Origin of the sequence: Rhodococcus jostii RHA1 (genome assembly GCF_000014565.1) — a bacterium.
GTDB classification, from domain to species: Bacteria; Actinomycetota; Actinomycetes; order Mycobacteriales; family Mycobacteriaceae; genus Rhodococcus_F; species Rhodococcus_F jostii_A.
In genome coordinates this window covers 3,860,440-3,878,627 of the sequence record NC_008268.1, presented here as the reverse complement: position 1 = coordinate 3,878,627, position 18,188 = coordinate 3,860,440, and the positions used below count along the sequence as shown (strand labels likewise).

The following is an 18,188-nucleotide window of genomic DNA, read 5'->3' as shown; positions in this document are numbered from 1 at the left end:
TCCGGCCTATCCGTAGGTGTCCCGGGGGCCGCGCCCCCGGATGTGCCGTTCCCCTTTTCGCCAGCTCGGAGCGGTCGGACCGGTGATCCGCAACGACTTCACGACGCCGTCGCCGACGGCCGCGGCGATCTTCGCGAGAATCTGCGACTGCATCATCCGAAGCTGCGTCGCCCAGGCCGTCGACTCCGCGGAGACGCTCAGGATCCCGTCCCGCAGCCCCGTCGGTTCGGCGTGCGCGGCGATGTCCTCACCGACCACCTGCACCCACCGACCGAGGACCGTCCCCTCGGACACCTTGGGCGACCAGCCGCGCTGTTTCGCGATCGCGTTGGTCAGTGCACCGAACGGCTGCGGATCGCGGTCGTCCGGCCCCGGACCCGACCATCCGCGTCGACGCCGGGCGCGCAGGGCCCGGACACCGGTTCCGGATCGGCGGCCCTGCCCGACAGATTTTCCGCTCGCCTTCGCCGCGGCACGCGCCTCCTCGAGGGCACGGCGGGCGAGGTCGATTCCCTTCACTTCCGGTTCGGGGGCCGCCGCTGCCGGTGCGGTGGGTTCGAGATCATCCGTCACTGCGGTCCTCCGGCTCTTCCACGATGTGCGATATCCGTCCTCGATCGGTGTCGCGGGCCTCCACACCGAATCGGACGGCGTCGAGTTCCTCCGGAACATCTTCCGGCACGGCAGCCGTGATCAGCACCTGTTCCGCGTCCAACGCGACCTTGGCGAGTGCGCGCCGTCGGCGACGGTCGAGTTCGGCGAACACGTCGTCGAGCATGAGGACGGGATCGCTGCCGTCCGAGCGCAGCAGGGCGAATCCCGCGAGCCGCAACGACAGCGCGAATGACCACGACTCACCGTGACTTGCGAATCCCTTCGCCGGGGTGTCGCCGAGGTGCAGTTCGAGATCGTCACGATGCGGTCCGACGAGACACACCCCGCGCTCGATTTCCTTGGAGCGCATCACGGAAAGCTCCTGAAGGAATCGCTCCTCGAGGAACGCGATGTCGCCCGCCTCGGGCACTCGAGCCGGTTCGGTGAACTCCGGTGGCAGCGAGGAGCCCAGACTCGAGCGGTAGCGGATGCTCGCGGGCCTCGACTCCGGCGCCAGCGATTGGTACGACTCGGCCAGGTGGGGCGCGAGATCATGGACGAGGTGGAGCCGCCCGGCGAGCAGCTGTGCGCCGTGTGCGGCGAGATGTCCGTCCCAGACCTCCAGCGTGGCAAGGGCGCTCGCGCCGTCCTCACTCGGCCGGCCGCTGCCGCGAGACACCCGTCGCAGCGCGCCGCCCGCGGTCTTGAGCAGCGCCGACCGCTGCCGCAGCACCCGGTCGTAATCGGCGCGCACCGCCGCCATCCGTGGGATACGGGACGTGAGGAGTTCGTCGAGATAGCGCCGCCGATCCCCCGGATCACCGCGGACCAGCGACAGATCCTCCGGCGCGAACAGCACCGTCTGCAGAATCCCGAGAATCTCCCGCGGCCGCCGGGTGGGTGACTGGTTGATCCGCGCCCTGTTGGACTTGCCCTCGTTCAACTCGAGATCGACGGTCAGTTCCCGGCCGGCGTTGACGACGGTAGCTCCGGCGAACGCCTGACCGGTCCCCGTCCTGATCAACGGGGCGTCCGAGCTGACCCGATGCGACGAGAGGGTCGACAGGTAGCCGAGCGCCTCGAGCACGTTCGTCTTGCCGTGCCCGTTGGGTCCGACGAAGACGGTGCAGCCCGGACGCAGGGTGAGACCGAGAGCGTCCCAGGAACGGAAGTCTCTGAGCGAGAGTGCGCGAACGAACACCTACGTTCCAGAACCGGCTTCTGCCTCGCCTGCCGCCTTCTTCACGGCGTGACCACCGAACTGGTTGCGCAGCGCCGAGACGGCCTTCATCGCGGGGGAATCGTCCTGCCGGGAGGCGAACCGCGCGAACAACGCGGCCGAGATGACCGGTGCGGGCACGGCATGATCGATCGCCTCGAGCACCGTCCAACGACCCTCACCGGAATCGTCTGTGTAACCGGAGATCTCGGCGAAATCGGGATCCTCACCCAATGCCTTGACGAGCAGCTCCAGCAGCCACGACCGGACCACCGTGCCCTTGGTCCACGCGCGCAGCACACCGTGGACGTCCGTGACGAGGTCTTCCGCCTCGAGCAGCTCGTAGCCCTCGGCGTACGCCTGCATCAGTCCGTATTCGATGCCGTTGTGGATCATCTTCGCGTAGTGGCCTGCACCGACCGGGCCGGCGTGGACGAAGCCGTCCGCACGCTCCCCCTCGGGGCGCAGAGCGTCGAAGATCGGCAGCGCCCGCTCGACGTCCGCGTCCGATCCGCCGACCATCATGCCGTAGCCGTCCTCGAGTCCCCAGACCCCGCCGGACACACCGCAGTCGAGGTAGCCGATGCCGCGGGAACCCAGCAGCTCACCGTGGACTTTGTCGTCGGTGTATCTCGAGTTGCCGCCGTCGATCACCAGGTCGCCGGTCTCGAGCACCGACGACAGCTCGGTCACCGTGTCCTGGGTGATCTTTCCTGCCGGAACCATCACCCACACGACTCGGGGAGACTCGAGTCGCCGCGCGAGTTCCGCGAGCGACGCCACATCCGTGACATCGGGGCGGGGGTCGTAACCGACCACCTCGTGCCCGTGCGCGCGCAACCGCTCGCGCATGTTGAATCCCATCTTTCCGAGCCCGACCAACCCGATCTGCATCGTGATCTCCGTCCACTCGTGAGATTTCGTTCGGCAGTGCTGCTTTCGCTTCCGCGAAACGGTCAGCCCGGGAGACGCACCGGCATCAGCAGGTACGTGTACGCGCTCTCCGGGGCCGCGAAGTTGCCGGAATCGTCGGGCTCGATCTCGTCCTCGGTGGCCGGACGCAGCACGGCGGGGCGGCTCGGGGTCGTGAAGCCGAACAGCACCTGCTCGCTGTGCAGCGAGGACAGTCCGTCGATCAGGTAGCCGGGGTTGAAGGCGATCGTCAGCGGCTCACCCTGGAAGACCGCGTTCAAGCCTTCCTCGGCGCGGCCCGCATCGTCGCCACCCGCGGAGAGGAGAAGTCCCTCGGTGGAGAACTGCAGGCGGACCTGCGCACCGCGCTCGGCGACGAGGGCAACACGCTTGATCGCCTCGACGAGCGGAGCGATTTCGACGGTGGCCAGTGCCGTGTGCTCGGACGGCAGCAGCTGCCGGAACTTCGGGAACTCGGCGTCCAGCAACCGGGTGGTGGTGCGGCGGCCGTCGTTGACGATGCCGAGGAGGCCGTCGTTGCCGACTGCGGAACCCGAACCGAGCGCCAGCTCGACCGGCGACGTGGCATCTCCCGCAAGCGTTTTCGCCGATTCGGACAGCGTCTTCGCGGGGATGAGGACGGCCGCAGTGGTGTCGGGGTTCGCCGGCGACCACTCGAGTTCACGGACCGCGAGACGGAACCGGTCGGTGGCGGCGAGCACGATCGCGTTGCGCTCGATCTCGACGCGAATGCCGGTGAGCATCGGCAGGGTGTCGTCCTTGCCCGCCGCGACAGCCACCTGACTGATCGCTTCGGAGAAGACGTCGGCGGGAATCGAGCCGGTCTGCTGCGGCAACTGCGGAAGCTGGGGATAGTCCTCGACCGGCATGGTGGGCAGGGAGAACTTGGCGCTTCCGCACGTGATCAGCACGCGGGTGCCTTCGAGAGTCACGTCGACCGGCTTGTTGGGAAGCGATTTCGTGATGTCGGCGAGAAGCTTGCCGGAGACGAGGACCTGACCGGCGCTGCCAACCTCGGCTGCGACCCTGACCTGGGCCGATACCTCGTAGTCGAATCCGGAAACCGTCAACCCTTGCTCGGTCGCGTCCAAGAGAACACCGCCGAGAACGGGGACAGGAGGCCGCGACGGCAGACTGCGAGCGACCCATGCCACTGAATCAGCGAATTCTTCCCGGGAGACACGAAACTTCAGGCTTCCAAGCTCCATCGCCGGGTTGTTCCTCTCGGTAGGCACGGTTGTTCGCCACGGTCGGGCCGTGACCACAGCACTGCAGTCTTTCACAGAGCGGCGATGCATAACCGTATGCCCTCGAGGACGAAGTTGAAAGCGGAACCGTCGCGTCCTCGAGTCGACGACCGAGGCCTGTGAACCGACGCTGTCCCCAACCCTGTTTTCAAAGAGGTTTTTATAAGAATTAATGAGAAGTACTATTAGGTCCTGTGGAATCTGTGGACGAAGGCGTGTAGCCGCTGGTCCGTCCGCGTCGTCGTATGGGGAATTCTCGAGGACAAACTCGAGGACCAATCCGGCACCCATGTGGACTACTCGAGGTTGTTCAAAGTTCTGCACGTTCTGTCCACAGAGATTCCACCTCATCCCCACACTTATCCACAGGTGTGCATGCTTTATCCCAGGTCCCGGCGTCGGCGTGTTGCACCGGCGTGTCGTATCGGCGGGGGTTCGCACGAGCCTCGAGTAGACCCTCGAGCGGGTCCTCGAGGACCCGCTCGAGCCAACCCTCGAGGACCGGCTCGAGGAGCCCCTCGAGTTGCCGCGGCCCTGCAGTTCCCCCGAAACGACCTGTGCCCCCGGTAGGCGAGCTACCAGGGGCACAGGAGTGGCGGGACGGCGACTACCTCTTGGAACGCTGTTTGATCCGGGCGGTCAGCTCCTGGACCTGGTCGTAGACCTTCCGCCGCTCCGTCATCTCCTTGCGAATCTTCTTGTCCGCGTACATCACGGTGGTGTGGTCGCGGCCGAAGGTCTGCCCGATCTTCGGCAGGGACAGATCGGTGAGTTCGCGGCACAGGTACATGGAGATCTGGCGGGCGGACGCCAGCGGACGGGCCTTACCGGGGCCACAGAGGTCGTCGATGGACATGTTGAAGTACTCCGCGGTGACCGCCATGATCGTCGCCGCATTGATCTCGAGACTCGACGAATCCGGCATCAGGTCGCGCAGCACCACCTCGGCGAGCGTGAGGTCCAGGGGTTGCCTGTTCAGGGATGCGAACGCCGTCACACGAATGAGGGCACCCTCGAGTTCCCGGATGTTGCGTTCGATCCGGGAGGCGATCAACTCGAGGACGTCGTCGGGCACCTCGAGGCGGTCCATTCGGGCCTTCTTGCTGAGGATCGCGATGCGGGTCTCGAGTTCGGGTGGCTGAACGTCGGTGATCAGGCCCCATTCGAACCTGGTACGCAGTCGTTCCTCGAGTGTCGCCAGCTGCTTCGGCGGCCGGTCGGACGAGACGACGATCTGCTTGTTCGCGTTGTGCAGGGTGTTGAAGGTGTGGAAGAACTCCTCCTGGATACCTTCCTTGCCCTCGATGAACTGGATGTCGTCGACCAGCAGCACGTCGGTCTCGCGGTAGCGGCGCTTGAACGCCACCTTGCGGTCGTCTCGGAGGCTGTTGATGAAGTCGTTGGTGAACTCCTCGGTGGAGACGTACTTCACCCGCATCCCCGGGAACAGCCGCTGGGCGTAGTGGCCGGCGGCGTGCAGGAGATGCGTCTTGCCGAGGCCGGACGCTCCCCACACGAACAACGGGTTGTACGCGCGTGCCGGCGCCTCGGCGATGGCGACCGCCGCGGCGTGGGCGAACCGGTTGGACGAGCCGATCACGAACGTGTCGAACGTGTACTTCGCGTTGAGGCTGTTCCCCCCGGTCGCCGACGGTGCCGGGCCGGACGGGGGCTTCGTGAAGTACGACGGCCAGGATTCGTGGACGCTGGCGAGGGCCTCGCGGTCGTCGTCGACTTCCTCGAAGTCCGTCGTGTCGGAGTAGGGCTGATCCTCTCCGGAACCGAACCGGCGCCTGCGGAACGACCCGGAACTGGTGACGGAGGGCTCGAGGTGGCGAGGCGTGTGGAGAGGTTCCGGCTCGGGCCGGTGGTCCCGGCTCGGCGGATCGGATTCGGGTTCGTCGTCGACCGGGGCCGCGATACGCACACCGAGGCCTTCGACCTGCTCACCGAGATGCCGGCCGAGGGCGTGGAGGATCGGTTCACGGAGATCCCGCTCGATCGCCTCCTGCGCGAAGGGCGACGGAACGGACAGGAGCGCGAAGCCCTGTGCGAGCGTCAGCGGTTTGACGAGCGCCAACCACGCCTTCTGTCCCCTCGTCAACGGCGGCAGATCGCCGCCGGGCGAATCGGAAGTGAGGTCAGCGACGACGTCGATCCAGATCCGTGCGAGCGCATTCGGATCGTCGTTCACGTGGTTCCTCCCCAGTGTGTTCGCGGATTCGGCGCCAGCGGTGCCGAGTCGAGTGTCGGTGCCGTCGTCGAGGTGGAATCGGTAGCTTCCCCGACCTGAGGATGGACCCCGTACGGACCTACGAATATGCCATCTGAACAGTGTTTCCACACAATTATCCACAGATGTGGACAAAGTGCAGACGCCTCCTGTCGAGACGCCGTTGCATGGCGAGGAGTCCAGATCCAGCGCGCTGACCTGCGCTTATGCATGCGAAGCCTGGATGAGCGGGTTCACGGACCCGGGAAGTGAAGGGTGTCAACAACCCTCGTGGCGATCCGAAGCGGCACACCATCTGTGCCCTGTGGATGAATTGTGGTGAATATGCAGATGAGAACGGTGAAGTCGAGAGCTGGGCACTCGATCAGGGTTCATCGGCGAGACCATGCATAGACGCTAGCAACAGTGTCGGCAACCTCACAGCGGTTTGGCACATTGGAAGTTGGGGTGCAAGCATTTGTCGATCCTCGGCGTGTCGGTCAACCGATTCGCGGGGGAATCGCAGGTGAGCGAGTTTGACCTGACCGTGAGTGGTAAGTACTCTCGAACAGTCACCCTGTGGTGAGGTGGCGGTTTCGTGCTGGCTCGAGTCCAGTTTCGGAGTCGTTCCATCCCCACCCTGTGGATGAACACCTGAGTTTTCGCCAATGTTAGATCCATGACGCCGGGAGGCGTCGATGAACTTCGAGGAGTGTTGACCGTGGCCAAGGGCAAGCGGACGTTCCAGCCGAACAACCGACGCCGCGCGCGCGTTCACGGCTTCCGTCTTCGTATGCGGACCCGTGCGGGTCGTGCAATCGTTTCGGCGCGTCGCCGTAAGGGCCGCGAATCTCTCACCGCCTGATCCCGACACTGGGTTCGGGAGCTCGGGGTGTTGCCTGAGCCGCACCGATTGCGTCGTCATTCAGATTTTTCGATGACTGTGCGACGTGGTCGTCGGATGGGAAGACGCGACTTGGTTGTGCACGCATTCGACCGTGCGCAGGCAGATGAGCTGGTGAGTAGCGGCGGTCCGCGATTCGGACTGGTTGTGAGTAAGGCTGTCGGGCCGGCGGTGATTCGACATCGAGTCGCACGCCGGCTTCGTCATATCTGCATCGACCTCGTGGACGTGGTTCCACGGGGCACCGATGTGGTGATTCGGGCTCTTCCGGGAGCTGCGACTGCAAGTAGCCGGGACCTGGAGAAGCAACTCCGTGCAGGTCTCCTTCGATTGGACCTTCTTGCGCCCGTGAGTACCTCCGCATGAAAAGCGCACTCCACGAGTCGCGCGCCGATACGGCCGAGGCCACCTCCTCGGCCTCTTCCGCGTGGAAGTCGGTCCGTGCGTTGCCGGCGCGCACTCTCATTTTCTTCATCGAGCTCTACCGGACGTATGTGTCGCCCCTGAGGATGCCGACCTGCCGGTTCATGCCGACCTGTAGCGAGTACGCGGTGGAATCCCTGCGTACCCACGGGGTGATCAAAGGCCTTTTTTTGACGGTGGTTCGGTTGGCGAAGTGTGCCCCCTGGCACCCTGGTGGGTGGGACCCGGTCCCTGCCCGTCGCGACCGTCATGCGGGTGGCCGTCGTTGCTGTCCGGCGAACGTGGACGAACAGAGGAGTACATAGAGCCGTGCTCGACTTCATTTACTATCCGGTGTCCGGGATCCTGTGGGTCTGGCACAAGGTTTTCGGTGCTATTCCCTTCCTGGGCCCGGACAGCGGTATCACCTGGGCGCTCTCCGTCGTGTTCCTCGTGTTCACGCTGCGTGCCGTGCTGTACAAGCCGTTCGTCAAGCAGGTTCGTACGACGCGCCAGATGCAGGAACTTCAGCCGCAGATCAAGGCCCTGCAGAAGAAGTACTCCGGCGACCGCCAGCGTCAGGCCGTCGAGATGCAGAAGCTCCAGAAGGAGCACGGGTTCAACCCCATCATGGGCTGCCTCCCGGTTCTCGCGCAGGCGCCGGTCTTCATTGGCCTGTTTCACGTGCTGCGCTCCTTCAACCGCACCGGCACCGGTATCGGTCAGCTCGGCATGTCGGTCGAGGCCAACGCGAACACTCCGAACTACTTCTTCAGCGTGGAGGACGTGCAGTCCTTCCTGAGTGCCCGACTGTTCGGCGCTCCCATCTCGGCCTGGATCACCATGCCGAAGGCGCAGCTCGACGCGTTCGCTGCGTACGGCCCGATCCCCACCGTGCTGAACATCGCGGTCGTCGCGGTTCCGCTGATGATCATCGCCAGCATCGCGACTCACTTCAACTCACGTGCCTCCGTTGCGCGGCAGAGCCCCGAGGCCGCCGCCAACCCGCAGTCCGCGATCATGAACAAGCTCGCGCTGTGGATCTTCCCGCTCGGTGTGCTCGTCGGTGGTCCGTTCCTCCCCATCGCGATCCTCCTGTACTGGGTGAGTAACAACATCTGGACCTACGGGCAGCAGCACATCGTCTTCCGTCGCATCGACCAAGAAGAGGAAGAGAAGAAGCAGGCTGCCATCGCACGCCGGGCGGACAACGCTCCGAAGCCCGGTGCACGTCCCGATCTCACCAAGAAAAAGAAGAAGTCCGCGACCGCAACGGACGGTTCTTCCTCGGCGGACGAGCCGGAGATCGTCGAGGGCATCGTCGAAGACAGCGCCTCCGATCAGGTGAGTGGTGACGGTTCGGCTGCCGGAACGTCGAAGCCGAAGCCCGGTGCCCGCCCCCAGTCCAACCGCGGAAAGTCCCCCAAGCGCAAGCGGCGCTGATTCAGAAAAGAGAACGAGCATGGCTAGTGAGCCTGACATCGCAGTGGACGGAGATGAGACAGACGTGACTGCAACGACGCAGAACCCGGACACCGAGGTGGATTCCGATTCTGACGACTACCTGATCGAGGAAGGGGAAATCGCCGGCGACTACCTGGAGCAGCTGCTCGACGTACTCGACTTCGACGGCGATATCGACCTGGACGTCGAGGGTGACCGTGCTGTTGTCAGCATCGACGGTGGAGACGATCTCACCAAGTTGGTCGGGCGCAAGGGTGAGGTGCTGGACGCACTCCAGGAACTGACTCGCCTCGCCGTGCAGCAGGCGACGGGCGAACGTAGTCGCCTGATGCTCGACATCGCCGGATGGCGTGCCGGCCGTCGCGCCGAATTGACCGAGCTGGGTTCCTCGGCTGCCCGCCGCGTACTCGAGAGCGGTGAACGCGAGGAGCTCGCTCCGATGACACCGTTCGAGCGCAAGATCGTTCACGACGCAGTCGCGAAGGTCGATGGGGTTTCGAGCGAGAGCGAAGGCGCCGAGCCTTCACGTCGCGTGGTCGTCATCAAGGACTGATCCACACAAGCATCACCAAGGCGGGGCTCCCGGATTCATCTCCGGGAGCCCCGCCTTCTCGCTATCCGTAGTTGCGATCCGTCACTTTGGCTTCGTTTCGTTTCACGTGAAACACGAACCCCTCCCCTCCCCCACCGAAAGGTCGGGTGTCCGCGGCGAGATTTCGTGCGCCACCGTCGCGTGACTGCGCTGTCTCAGGACTTCGTGGACAGTGCGGGCGGGTCACTGCGCCACCGGTCCGCCGACTTCGCCCCGATCGTGCCGCGACAGGGGTGGGTCAGTTCAGCCTCCGTCGTCAGTCGAGCGGCTGCACGCACATGCCAGCGAGGTGTCGGCGAGGCGGTGTGAATTGTCCATCGCCACGATTACGGCTGCGTTCTGTCCGGCGGGCAGCATGCCGATGTCGTCGACGACCACAAGCTCGCAGGAGCAGAAGTTCGCCAGCGTCCGGGCGGCGGGTCCGACTGCCTTCAGCACCCGCAGCTGAGTCTCGATCGCGGCGTGCGCGCGAGCGTGTCGACCAGATGACTCTTCCCTGCCTCGGACTTCCCGGAGGCGGCCGACTTTCCCGGCGATGCGCCCCATCGAGCAGCGGCGGGAAGCGGAAATTGCTGACGATGTCCCCCGCAAAGTAGGTGGGGTCGCCGGCATCGTCTGGAACTCTTCAACAACCCTCGGCGGCCCAGGCCGAGCGGACTCGAGCCAGGATGTATGGAGACGGGTCAAGATTGGGATGCCGTGCCTCGCTCAGTTTTCAGGGGCCGCCCTCACGTGAATCCGTCGGGGCCCTTGTGACGAAGCGATCGGGTAACCCTCCTGCCGCGACTACTGCTGGGATCGTGGAGAGGGTGCTGGATCCATCGAAGCTCTGTTCCGCTCGTCAGGCGATGGTGAGCGGAACGATCCGCAAGCGTCCGCGAAGTCCTGAGACATACCACTCACGTGTCAGTGGTTCGGTGCGATGAGTTTCAACGCTTCTCGAAGTCCACATGATTGAAGCGACCGAAGCGGTGCCGTCGACTTGATGGAGTGAATGATGAGCGAGGACGAACGACAGATCCGGAATCTGATCGACCGTTGGGTGGAGGCTGTGCATAGCGGCGTCATGGCCGGGGTTCTCGCGGACCACTCCGACGACATCGTGATGTTCGACGTGCCGCCGCCATACGAGGGCGCTCGCGGAATTGATGCGTATCGCGAGACATGGCCGCCGTTCTTCGAATGGCAGTCGCAGGGTGCCAGGTTCGAGATGGTGTCATTGGACGTGACTGCCGGCGAGGATGTTGCGTTCGCCCATGCGCTCCTCCGCTGTGGAATGGAAGCGGAGCTCGCCGGCAATCCGGAAAACCGGCTCCGCCTCAACAGTGGGGTTGCGGAAGGTAGATGGTCGTTGGCTCGTCGCTCACGAGCACCACTCGTTCCCGGACACCACGGTCTGACCTATCGCGTATGTGGAGGCCGCAGGCCGCTCATTTCGGACGTTTTTGAATGAATTTAGGTTGTAGTTTCACCCACCCAACCACACCCGGGAGTTTCGTCACTGTGATGATTGAGAACTCGGGCTTCATCGGAGTGAAGTTGTCGAGAGGTAGCGTCGAGTAGGCGTCGATGGCTGCGCCTCGTTGGGAGGTCGGCCATTCGCTGGACCGCTGGCTCCGCCGACTTGGGACGTCGGCCGGGTGACGTGCGGGCGTGTCGGTTCTGTTCCACGTGAAACACAGGACAGTTGTTACACGTGAAACTGCCCGCGCCGAATGCGATCAGACGGACCACCGTCCCGGGCGCGCACCGGCGCAGAACAAACTCGGGCCGGGACTACGACGGGCCCCAGATCGCCCTTTGCGATCCGTCGCCTGTTCCACGTGAAACATCCGCGCGTCGATCGCCCCGCTGTTGATCCGCAGAACCAGATGACGCGATGTGCGCGAGACGCATCCGAGGTCGTTCACCGGCGAGGCGACGCGGGACCGCCGAGTCGGCGGGTTGCCTCACCGACAGTGCACGAACTCAACCCCTCCCCTCCCCCACCGGAAGGGGTGCGGCTCGACACTGTTCCGGCGTTGCGCGTTCGAGTTAAGGGACATACTCGCAACGGAGGGCGGATAATAAAGAAACTGTGTTTGTTGATTTCGCGTTATTCGCGGGAGGATGTTTCACGTGGAACCGAATGGTGGAGAGCCGGCCGAATGGGACGAACAAGCGGCGGCACGCCAGGTGTTCGGTGAACGATTCGATATTGCGGAGCGCTACTACAAGTCGTTGGCGTCCGACGGGGTCGAGCGGGGATTGATCGGACCACGGGAGGTTCCGCGACTCTGGGAACGCCACCTCCTCAACTGTGCCGTCGTCGGTGAACTGATCGCCGAGGGTGAGTCCGTCGTTGATGTCGGAAGCGGTGCCGGGTTGCCCGGTATCCCGCTCGCGATCGCGCGACCTGATCTCCGGATCACATTGGTGGAGCCGCTGCTGCGACGGTCGGTGTACCTCGCCGAGTTCGTCGAGTCGAACGGTCTGGACGTGCTGGTGGTCCGTGGCCGGGCCGAGGAGTCGGGTGTGGTGAAGGAAGCCGGTGGCGCAGACGTCGTGACGTCCCGTGCTGTGGCACCGTTGGAGAAGTTGGCCAAGTGGTCGCTGCCGCTTATCCACGAGCATGGGAGAATGCTCGCATTGAAAGGTTCGAGCGCCGCCGAAGAGATTTCCCGTGATCGCGCTTCCCTGACTCGGTTGGGTGCTGGCAAGCTGGATATCGTGGAATGCGGAGTGGGCCTGCTTCCTGTCCCCACCGTTGTCGTTCGGGCAGAACGTGTACCGAAACGCCGTCAGCGTCGATGACGATGTGCACGGTGACTAGGGAGTGAATATGTCGAGTAACGAGCGATTCCCAATCGAAGGAGTAGTCAATGTCGGGTGGGCCTGAATCCGCCGTTTCACGTGAAACAGCTTCACGTGAAGCCGACCATCAATCCGGCCAGGCGACGAGCTCCGGGAACGGAGACGACGGATTCACGGCCCCCTACAACGGAATCTCCGTCGAGGAGACTCCGATCGGTGCCGCCGCGCACCGCGCAAGTCAGGTGCTGCACCCCCACTCGGTGAGTCTGCCGAAGCCGCCCGAACGGCGGATCCTCACGATCGCCAACCAGAAGGGCGGCGTCGGCAAGACGACCAGCGCGGTCAACCTCGCCTCCGCCCTCGCGGTCCAGGGACTTACCGTTCTGGTCATCGACCTCGACCCGCAGGGCAACGCCAGCACGGCGTTGGGAGTCGCCCACCACTCCGGTGTGCCGTCCAGCTATGAGCTTCTCCTCGGTGAGGTAACGGCAGCGGAGGCGATCCAGAAGAGCCCGCACAACGACCGGCTGTTCTGCATTCCGGCCACGATCGACCTCGCCGGCGCCGAGATCGAATTGGTCTCCATGGTCGCCCGCGAGGGTCGGCTGAAGGGCGCGCTCTCGGAGAAGGCGCTCGGCGAGGTGGACGCCGACTTCATCCTGATCGACTGCCCGCCCTCGCTCGGACTGCTCACGGTGAACGCCATGGTCGCGGCCAAGGAAGTCCTGATTCCGATCCAGTGCGAGTACTACGCCCTCGAGGGTGTGGGACAGCTGCTGCGGAACATCGAACTGGTGCAGGCACATCTCAACCCGGACCTCCACGTGTCGACGGTCCTTCTCACGATGTACGACGGGCGCACCAAGTTGGCCGACCAAGTGGCCGAAGAGGTCCGCACCCACTTCGGTGACGCCGTCCTCCGCGCCGTCATTCCCCGCAGCGTGAAGGTGTCCGAAGCTCCCGGGTACGGCATGACCGTGCTCGACTACGACCCCGGCTCGCGGGGCGCCATGAGTTACCTCGACGCGGGACGTGAACTCGCAGCACGCACCGCACACATCACGAAGCAGGAGCAGCGATGAGTCAGACGCGTAAGGGTGGACTTGGCCGTGGACTGGCTGCGCTCATTCCTACGGGACCGACGACGACGGGACCGGGGCTGGGCAACGCCGCCGCGGACGTCGTGATCGGCGCGGACCGGCGCACCGTACTGACCGCTCCCGCGACGAACGCGTCGGACTCTGCGACCGACGAGAAGACCGCTCCCGCGTCCACGGGAAACAATGGAAGCAGCAACGGCGCCGACGGCGAATCCGGAAACGGTGCTCAACCCCTCCCCTCCCCCACCGGGGCGGTGTACCGGGAAATCGCTCCAGACCTGATCGAGCGGAACCCCAAGCAGCCGCGTCAGGTGTTCGACGACGACGCACTCGCCGAGCTCGTCCACTCGATCCGCGAGTTCGGATTGATGCAGCCGATCGTGGTGCGTCCGCTCGACGACGGCAAGTTCCAGCTCGTCATGGGCGAGCGTCGGTGGCGTGCCAGCCAGGAAGCCGAGCTGGAGACGATCCCGGCGATCGTCCGCGAGACCGGCGACGACGCCATGCTTCGCGACGCGCTCCTGGAGAACATCCACCGCGTGCAGCTGAACCCGCTCGAAGAGGCTGCGGCGTATCAGCAGTTGCTCGAAGAGTTCGAGGTGACCCACGAGGAACTGGCGGCGAAGATCGGCCGCTCGCGTCCCGTCGTCACGAACATGATCCGACTGTTGAAATTGCCGATTCCCGTGCAACGACGCGTCGCGGCGGGTGTGCTGTCCGCCGGTCACGCTCGCGCCCTGTTGTCGCTCGAGGCCGGAGCCGACGCGCAAGAGGTGATGGCGGCACGCATCGTCGCGGAGGGCATGTCCGTTCGCGCGACAGAGGAGGCGGTGACGCTCGCCAACCGCAGCGACGACCAGGCGGCGCAGCCCGCCCAGCGCCGCAAGCCGATCCAGATGCCGGGCCTGCAGGACGTCGCCGAGCGGCTGTCGGATTCGTTCGACACGAGGGTCACGGTCAGCCTCGGCAAGCGCAAGGGCAAGATTGTGGTCGAGTTCGGTTCGGTGGACGATCTTCAGAGGATCGTTGGGATGATGGAGGCACAGAAGGCCGATTCATGAGCGCCTGAGAGAGGTAGCAGTACCCGCGGGTGATCCGTCACTGTGACAGTGGCCGCTGACGGACCGACTCCAGCAGAACTATCGGGGGCGAAAAACGTTGAATACCAGAGGATGTCGAATGATCTGCGGTAGTGACATATGGAGGCTGAGCTAGCCAGTGTCGACTCACGTCACATCGCTCACTCTCGACGGCTTGGACAAGCTCTCCGCCCACGCTCGTCGCTGTGTCTTCTGGGAAATGGATCCCGCGGCCATCCACAGTTCGCGCGGATTCTGCGACCAGGAGTTCGAGAAGGAAGCCTGGCTCTCCATGGTCATGCTCGAATGGGGATCGTGCGGTCAGGTTGCCGTCATGGATGGCAAGCCGGTCGGCAGCGCCCTCTACGCTCCCCCACGGACGGTGCCGCGCGCGCAGCTTCTCCCGACCGCTCCGGTCGGTGCCGACGCTGTCCTCCTCACCAGCCTTCGGCTCGAGCCGGCCGGGGAAGAACAGAATCTCGGAACCACCTTGATCCAAGCCGTGGTGGCCGATCTCGTGCGCCGCGGTGTTCGCGCGCTCGAGGCGTTCGGTATCCGCAACACCGACGGAACCGGGCCGATCGACACACACGGGATGGCGTCAGCCACAGCGGCGCGCGAGTGCTCCCCCGAGGAGTGCATGATCCCGGCCGATTTCCTCGAGGACAACGGCTTCGAAATCGTCGCGCCCCATCATCGGTTCCCGCGCCTACGGCTCGAGCTGAACCGGGATCACGGGTGGAAGGAAGACGTCGAGGCTGCCCTGGAGCGTCTGATCCACACCGCGACGGTGAGCATGGTCGACATCGGGGAGCGCACACCCGTCGGTGCGCACTGAGCGTTCGGGAACGAGACGTCAGGAACGTTCGGAGGAAGACAGCTCTTCGGCGAGCAACTCGGCGAACGTGAACGTTCCGGTCGGCTGATCGTCCTGACCGAGCAGGTACAGACGCTTCACGGAGATGAGGATCGCTTCGGCGATGGCGTCGCGGGCCCGGGGGTTGGAGAGCACCGCGGCGTCGAGGTCGTTGGTGAGGTAACCGAGGTCGATCTGCACGGTCGGCATGTTCGTCAGACGCAGCAGGTCCCAGGTGCGGCCGTGGGTCCGGCAATCCTGCAGGGGCGTGCGCGCCACGATCTCCCGCTGAATGAACCCGGTGAGGACCTGACCGATCATCGACGTCGAACCGTGCGAGTTGCCGAAGTGGAAGCTCGCGACACCGTTGGCGGACGGGCTCGTGTTGCCATCGCAGCGCAACGAGATCATCAGATCGGCATCGAAGGCGTTCGACGTGGACGCGCGTTCGATGTCCGTCGGATTGGCGTGGTGCGGGCGGGACAGGAACGTCTCCATGCCCGTCGCGGCCATGCGGCCCTCGAGGCGGCTGGCGAGATCCCACAGGATGTCGGACTCCGAGATCGTGCCGTACGCGGACCGGACGATGGTGCCGTAGGTGTCGCCGCCGAGGCCCGGGTCGATGACGATCCGCTTGCCGCTCAGCTGGGGTCCGGAGCTGCGAACCATTTCTTCTTCGCTCATCGCGTGCGGTGACCCACCGGTGACGCGGGTGCCGAGCAACTCGAGCGACCGCAGGGTGGCCGGACCGCAGATGCCGTCGGCGGCGATCCCGATCTCCCGCTGGAACGAGGACAGCGAATCGTGGGTCTGCGGGCCGAAGAAGCCGTCGACGCGACCGACATAGAAGCCGAGATCCTGCAGGCGGGTCTGCAGGGTGGCGACGTCATCGCCGTAGAGCGGTGCGGACAGCTGGTAGATCAGCGTGCGCGCGCCCAGGCGGTACGACGCCTCTTTCATGGACCGGTAGGTGGCAGGACCCACGATTCCGTCGACGAGAAGCCCACGCTGCTGCTGGAAGGCCCGTACGGCGCTGTCCAGGTGGTGATCGAACACGGCGTCGGGGGCGATCCAGTGCGAACCGTTGGTGCCCTCGCGACGGGTGTCGGCGACGCCGTTGTGCAGGAAACCGAGACCGGCCAGAGTGCCCCGAATCTCAGCGACGGCCGGACCATGGTCGCCGTGACGGAGTCGGTGCATGTTTCAGGGCCTCTCAGTCCGAATCAACGAGTACATACGAGTCTCGGTACAAACAAAACGATCGATGTGTTCCGGTCGGTCTAGCTGATGCGACTGGAGCACATCGATCGATTGTCTCAGAGATTCCCACAAAATCGGGAATCGCGCCGGGTGTTCGGGTGTCGATCAGAGAACGTCGGCGAGCTCTTTCAGCAGCGCAGCCTTGCCCTTGGTGCCGACAATCGTGTTGATCGGCTTGCCGTCCTTGAACAGGATCAGCGTGGGAATCGACATGACCTGGAAATCGCGCGCAGCGCCCGGGTTGGCGTCGATGTCGAGCTTCGCGATGGTCAGCTTCTCGCTGTGCTCACCGGCGATCTCCTCGAGGACGGGGGCGATCATCTTGCACGGGCCGCACCAGGTGGCCCAGAAGTCGACGAGGACAGGCTTGTCACTGGAAATGACGTCCTGCTGGAACGAATCATCGGTGATGGTGACGGTATTCGACACGGGGATTTCCCTTACTCGAGGTGGGTGTGTGTGGTGAGGTCAGGCGTCGACCGGTAAGCCCGCGGCGGCGACGGTGTTGGCGGTGATGTCGCCGCGCTCTGCCAGCCAGCGCTCGGCATCCATCGCCGCGGAGCAACCGGTGCCGGCGGCGGTGATCGCCTGCTGGTAGATGTGATCGACCAGGTCGCCGGCGGCGAAGACTCCGTCCACGGAGGTGGCGGTGGTCGGCGTCTTGACGAGCACATATCCGGCGTCGTCGAGGTCGACCTGTCCCTTGACGAGTTCGCTGCGCGGGTCGTGACCGATGGCGACGAACATGCCGGTGACGTCCAGCGTGGAGGTCTCACCGGTGACGGTGTCGCGGATCACGAGGCCGGTGACGCTGTTCTCGCCCAGCACCTCGACGGGCGCCGCGTTGGTGACGAACCGGATCTTCGCGTTCGCCTTGGCGCGCTCGAGCATGATGCGGGACGCACGGAACTCCTCGCGGCGGTGCACCACGGTGACGCTGCGCGCGAAGCGGGTGAGGAAGGTGGCCTCCTCCATGGCGGAGTCGCCGCCGCCGACGACGACGATGTCCTGATCCTTGAAGAAGAATCCGTCACACGTGGCGCAGGCGCTGACGCCGCGGCCAAGCAACTTCTCTTCACCCGGAATCCCCAGGTAACGGGCTGCGGCGCCCATTGCCAGCACCACCGCATGCGCCTGGTAGGTCTCGCCGTTGACGACGACCTTCTTGATCGGGCCGGTGAGGTCGAGTTCCTCGACGTCCTCGGTGCGGATGTCGGTGCCGAACCGCTTGGCCTGCTCGCGCATCTGGTCCATCAGGTCGGGTCCCATGATTCCCTCACGGAATCCGGGGAAGTTCTCGACCTCGGTGGTGGTCATGAGGGCGCCACCGAACTGGGTCCCCTCGAACTGCAACGGTTCGAGTTCCGCGCGCGCCGCGTAGACGGCAGCGGTGTATCCGGCAGGTCCCGAACCAACGATGATGAGTTCATGAACCGTCGATGGAGTGGTCATGCGGGCCTTCCAGTAGTGAGGGGGTGCTCAGTCGTATGGATCAACACAAGACTAAAGGGTGTTGTTCCCCGACTGCAGGTG

18 protein-coding genes and 1 pseudogene are annotated in these 18,188 nt (G+C 64.6%); 10 read left to right on the top strand and 9 right to left on the bottom strand.

The window, feature by feature from the left end:
* Positions 1-6 precede the first annotated feature (6 nt).
* The 5 genes from RHA1_RS17795 to dnaA all read right to left on the bottom strand — a co-directional run bounded on the left by RHA1_RS17795 (position 7) and on the right by dnaA (position 6,187).
* Positions 7-573: a DUF721 family protein gene (locus tag RHA1_RS17795; protein ID WP_009476748.1), complete on the bottom strand. Its 567-nt coding sequence runs from the start codon at positions 571-573 to the stop codon at positions 7-9.
* On the bottom strand, positions 563-1,795 hold the full coding sequence (gene recF, locus RHA1_RS17790) for a DNA replication/repair protein RecF (RefSeq protein ID WP_009476747.1): 1,233 nt from the start codon (positions 1,793-1,795) through the stop codon (positions 563-565). The genes RHA1_RS17795 and recF overlap by 11 nt, the downstream gene beginning before the upstream one ends.
* Positions 1,796-2,707, bottom strand: a complete 912-nt coding sequence (gnd, locus tag RHA1_RS17785; protein ID WP_011596260.1) for a phosphogluconate dehydrogenase (NAD(+)-dependent, decarboxylating) — start codon at positions 2,705-2,707, stop codon at positions 1,796-1,798.
* Positions 2,708-2,769: 62 nt separating this feature from the next.
* Positions 2,770-3,954 (bottom strand): DNA polymerase III subunit beta, encoded by a 1,185-nt coding sequence (gene dnaN / locus RHA1_RS17780; protein WP_005249107.1) that lies wholly within the window; start codon positions 3,952-3,954, stop codon positions 2,770-2,772.
* 646 nt (positions 3,955-4,600) lie between these two features.
* A complete protein-coding gene (dnaA, locus tag RHA1_RS17775; RefSeq protein ID WP_011596259.1) occupies positions 4,601-6,187 on the bottom strand; it encodes a chromosomal replication initiator protein DnaA in 1,587 nt (528 codons plus the stop codon).
* Between the two features lie 739 nt (positions 6,188-6,926).
* Between dnaA and rpmH the strand changes: the two genes are divergently transcribed.
* Genes rpmH through RHA1_RS17755 form a run of 5 tightly spaced genes read left to right on the top strand, consistent with a single transcriptional unit; the run spans position 6,927 to position 9,528 of the window.
* Positions 6,927-7,070, top strand: coding sequence for a 50S ribosomal protein L34 (rpmH, locus tag RHA1_RS46205; RefSeq protein WP_005263481.1), 144 nt, complete (start codon positions 6,927-6,929; stop codon positions 7,068-7,070).
* Positions 7,071-7,097: 27 nt separating this feature from the next.
* On the top strand, positions 7,098-7,475 hold the full coding sequence (rnpA, locus tag RHA1_RS46200; RefSeq protein ID WP_011596258.1) for a ribonuclease P protein component: 378 nt from the start codon (positions 7,098-7,100) through the stop codon (positions 7,473-7,475).
* The gene (gene yidD / locus RHA1_RS17765) at positions 7,472-7,837 is read left to right on the top strand and encodes a membrane protein insertion efficiency factor YidD (protein WP_011596257.1); all 366 of its coding nucleotides are present in this window, start codon (positions 7,472-7,474) and stop codon (positions 7,835-7,837) included. The genes rnpA and yidD overlap by 4 nt, the downstream gene beginning before the upstream one ends.
* A 4-nt stretch (positions 7,838-7,841) precedes the next feature.
* Positions 7,842-8,954: a membrane protein insertase YidC gene (gene yidC / locus RHA1_RS17760; protein WP_011596256.1), complete on the top strand. Its 1,113-nt coding sequence runs from the start codon at positions 7,842-7,844 to the stop codon at positions 8,952-8,954.
* A gap of 19 nt (positions 8,955-8,973) precedes the next feature.
* Positions 8,974-9,528, top strand: a complete 555-nt coding sequence (locus RHA1_RS17755; protein ID WP_005249113.1) for a Jag family protein — start codon at positions 8,974-8,976, stop codon at positions 9,526-9,528.
* A 282-nt stretch (positions 9,529-9,810) separates the two neighbouring features.
* Here the strand turns inward: RHA1_RS17755 and RHA1_RS51315 are convergent, their stop codons facing one another.
* Positions 9,811-10,005 carry a hypothetical protein gene (locus tag RHA1_RS51315; RefSeq protein WP_041811648.1) on the bottom strand — a complete coding sequence of 65 codons (195 nt, stop codon included), beginning with the start codon at positions 10,003-10,005 and terminating at the stop codon, positions 9,811-9,813.
* Between the two features lie 556 nt (positions 10,006-10,561).
* Between RHA1_RS51315 and RHA1_RS17745 the strand changes: the two are divergent.
* The 5 genes and pseudogenes from RHA1_RS17745 (at position 10,562) to RHA1_RS17725 (ending at position 15,377) form a co-directional block, all read left to right on the top strand.
* Positions 10,562-10,967 (top strand): annotated as a pseudogene (locus RHA1_RS17745) (nuclear transport factor 2 family protein).
* Between the two features lie 709 nt (positions 10,968-11,676).
* Positions 11,677-12,360: a 16S rRNA (guanine(527)-N(7))-methyltransferase RsmG gene (rsmG, locus tag RHA1_RS17740; protein ID WP_029539744.1), complete on the top strand. Its 684-nt coding sequence runs from the start codon at positions 11,677-11,679 to the stop codon at positions 12,358-12,360.
* Between the two features lie 68 nt (positions 12,361-12,428).
* A complete protein-coding gene (locus RHA1_RS17735) occupies positions 12,429-13,442 on the top strand; it encodes a ParA family protein (RefSeq protein WP_011596250.1) in 1,014 nt (337 codons plus the stop codon).
* On the top strand, positions 13,439-14,521 hold the full coding sequence (locus tag RHA1_RS17730; protein ID WP_011596249.1) for a ParB/RepB/Spo0J family partition protein: 1,083 nt from the start codon (positions 13,439-13,441) through the stop codon (positions 14,519-14,521). Before RHA1_RS17735 ends, RHA1_RS17730 begins: the two co-directional genes overlap by 4 nt.
* Positions 14,522-14,678: 157 nt before the next feature.
* On the top strand, positions 14,679-15,377 hold the full coding sequence (locus RHA1_RS17725) for a GNAT family N-acetyltransferase (protein ID WP_005560833.1): 699 nt from the start codon (positions 14,679-14,681) through the stop codon (positions 15,375-15,377).
* Between the two features lie 18 nt (positions 15,378-15,395).
* Here the strand turns inward: RHA1_RS17725 and RHA1_RS17720 are convergent, their stop codons facing one another.
* From RHA1_RS17720 to trxB, 3 genes are all read right to left on the bottom strand, one after another.
* Positions 15,396-16,595, bottom strand: coding sequence for an N-acetylmuramoyl-L-alanine amidase (locus tag RHA1_RS17720; RefSeq protein WP_009476734.1), 1,200 nt, complete (start codon positions 16,593-16,595; stop codon positions 15,396-15,398).
* 165 nt (positions 16,596-16,760) lie between these two features.
* Positions 16,761-17,084, bottom strand: a complete 324-nt coding sequence (trxA, locus tag RHA1_RS17715; protein WP_009476733.1) for a thioredoxin — start codon at positions 17,082-17,084, stop codon at positions 16,761-16,763.
* A gap of 39 nt (positions 17,085-17,123) precedes the next feature.
* Positions 17,124-18,107, bottom strand: a complete 984-nt coding sequence (gene trxB / locus RHA1_RS17710; RefSeq protein ID WP_009476732.1) for a thioredoxin-disulfide reductase — start codon at positions 18,105-18,107, stop codon at positions 17,124-17,126.
* Positions 18,108-18,188: the final 81 nt, after the last annotated feature.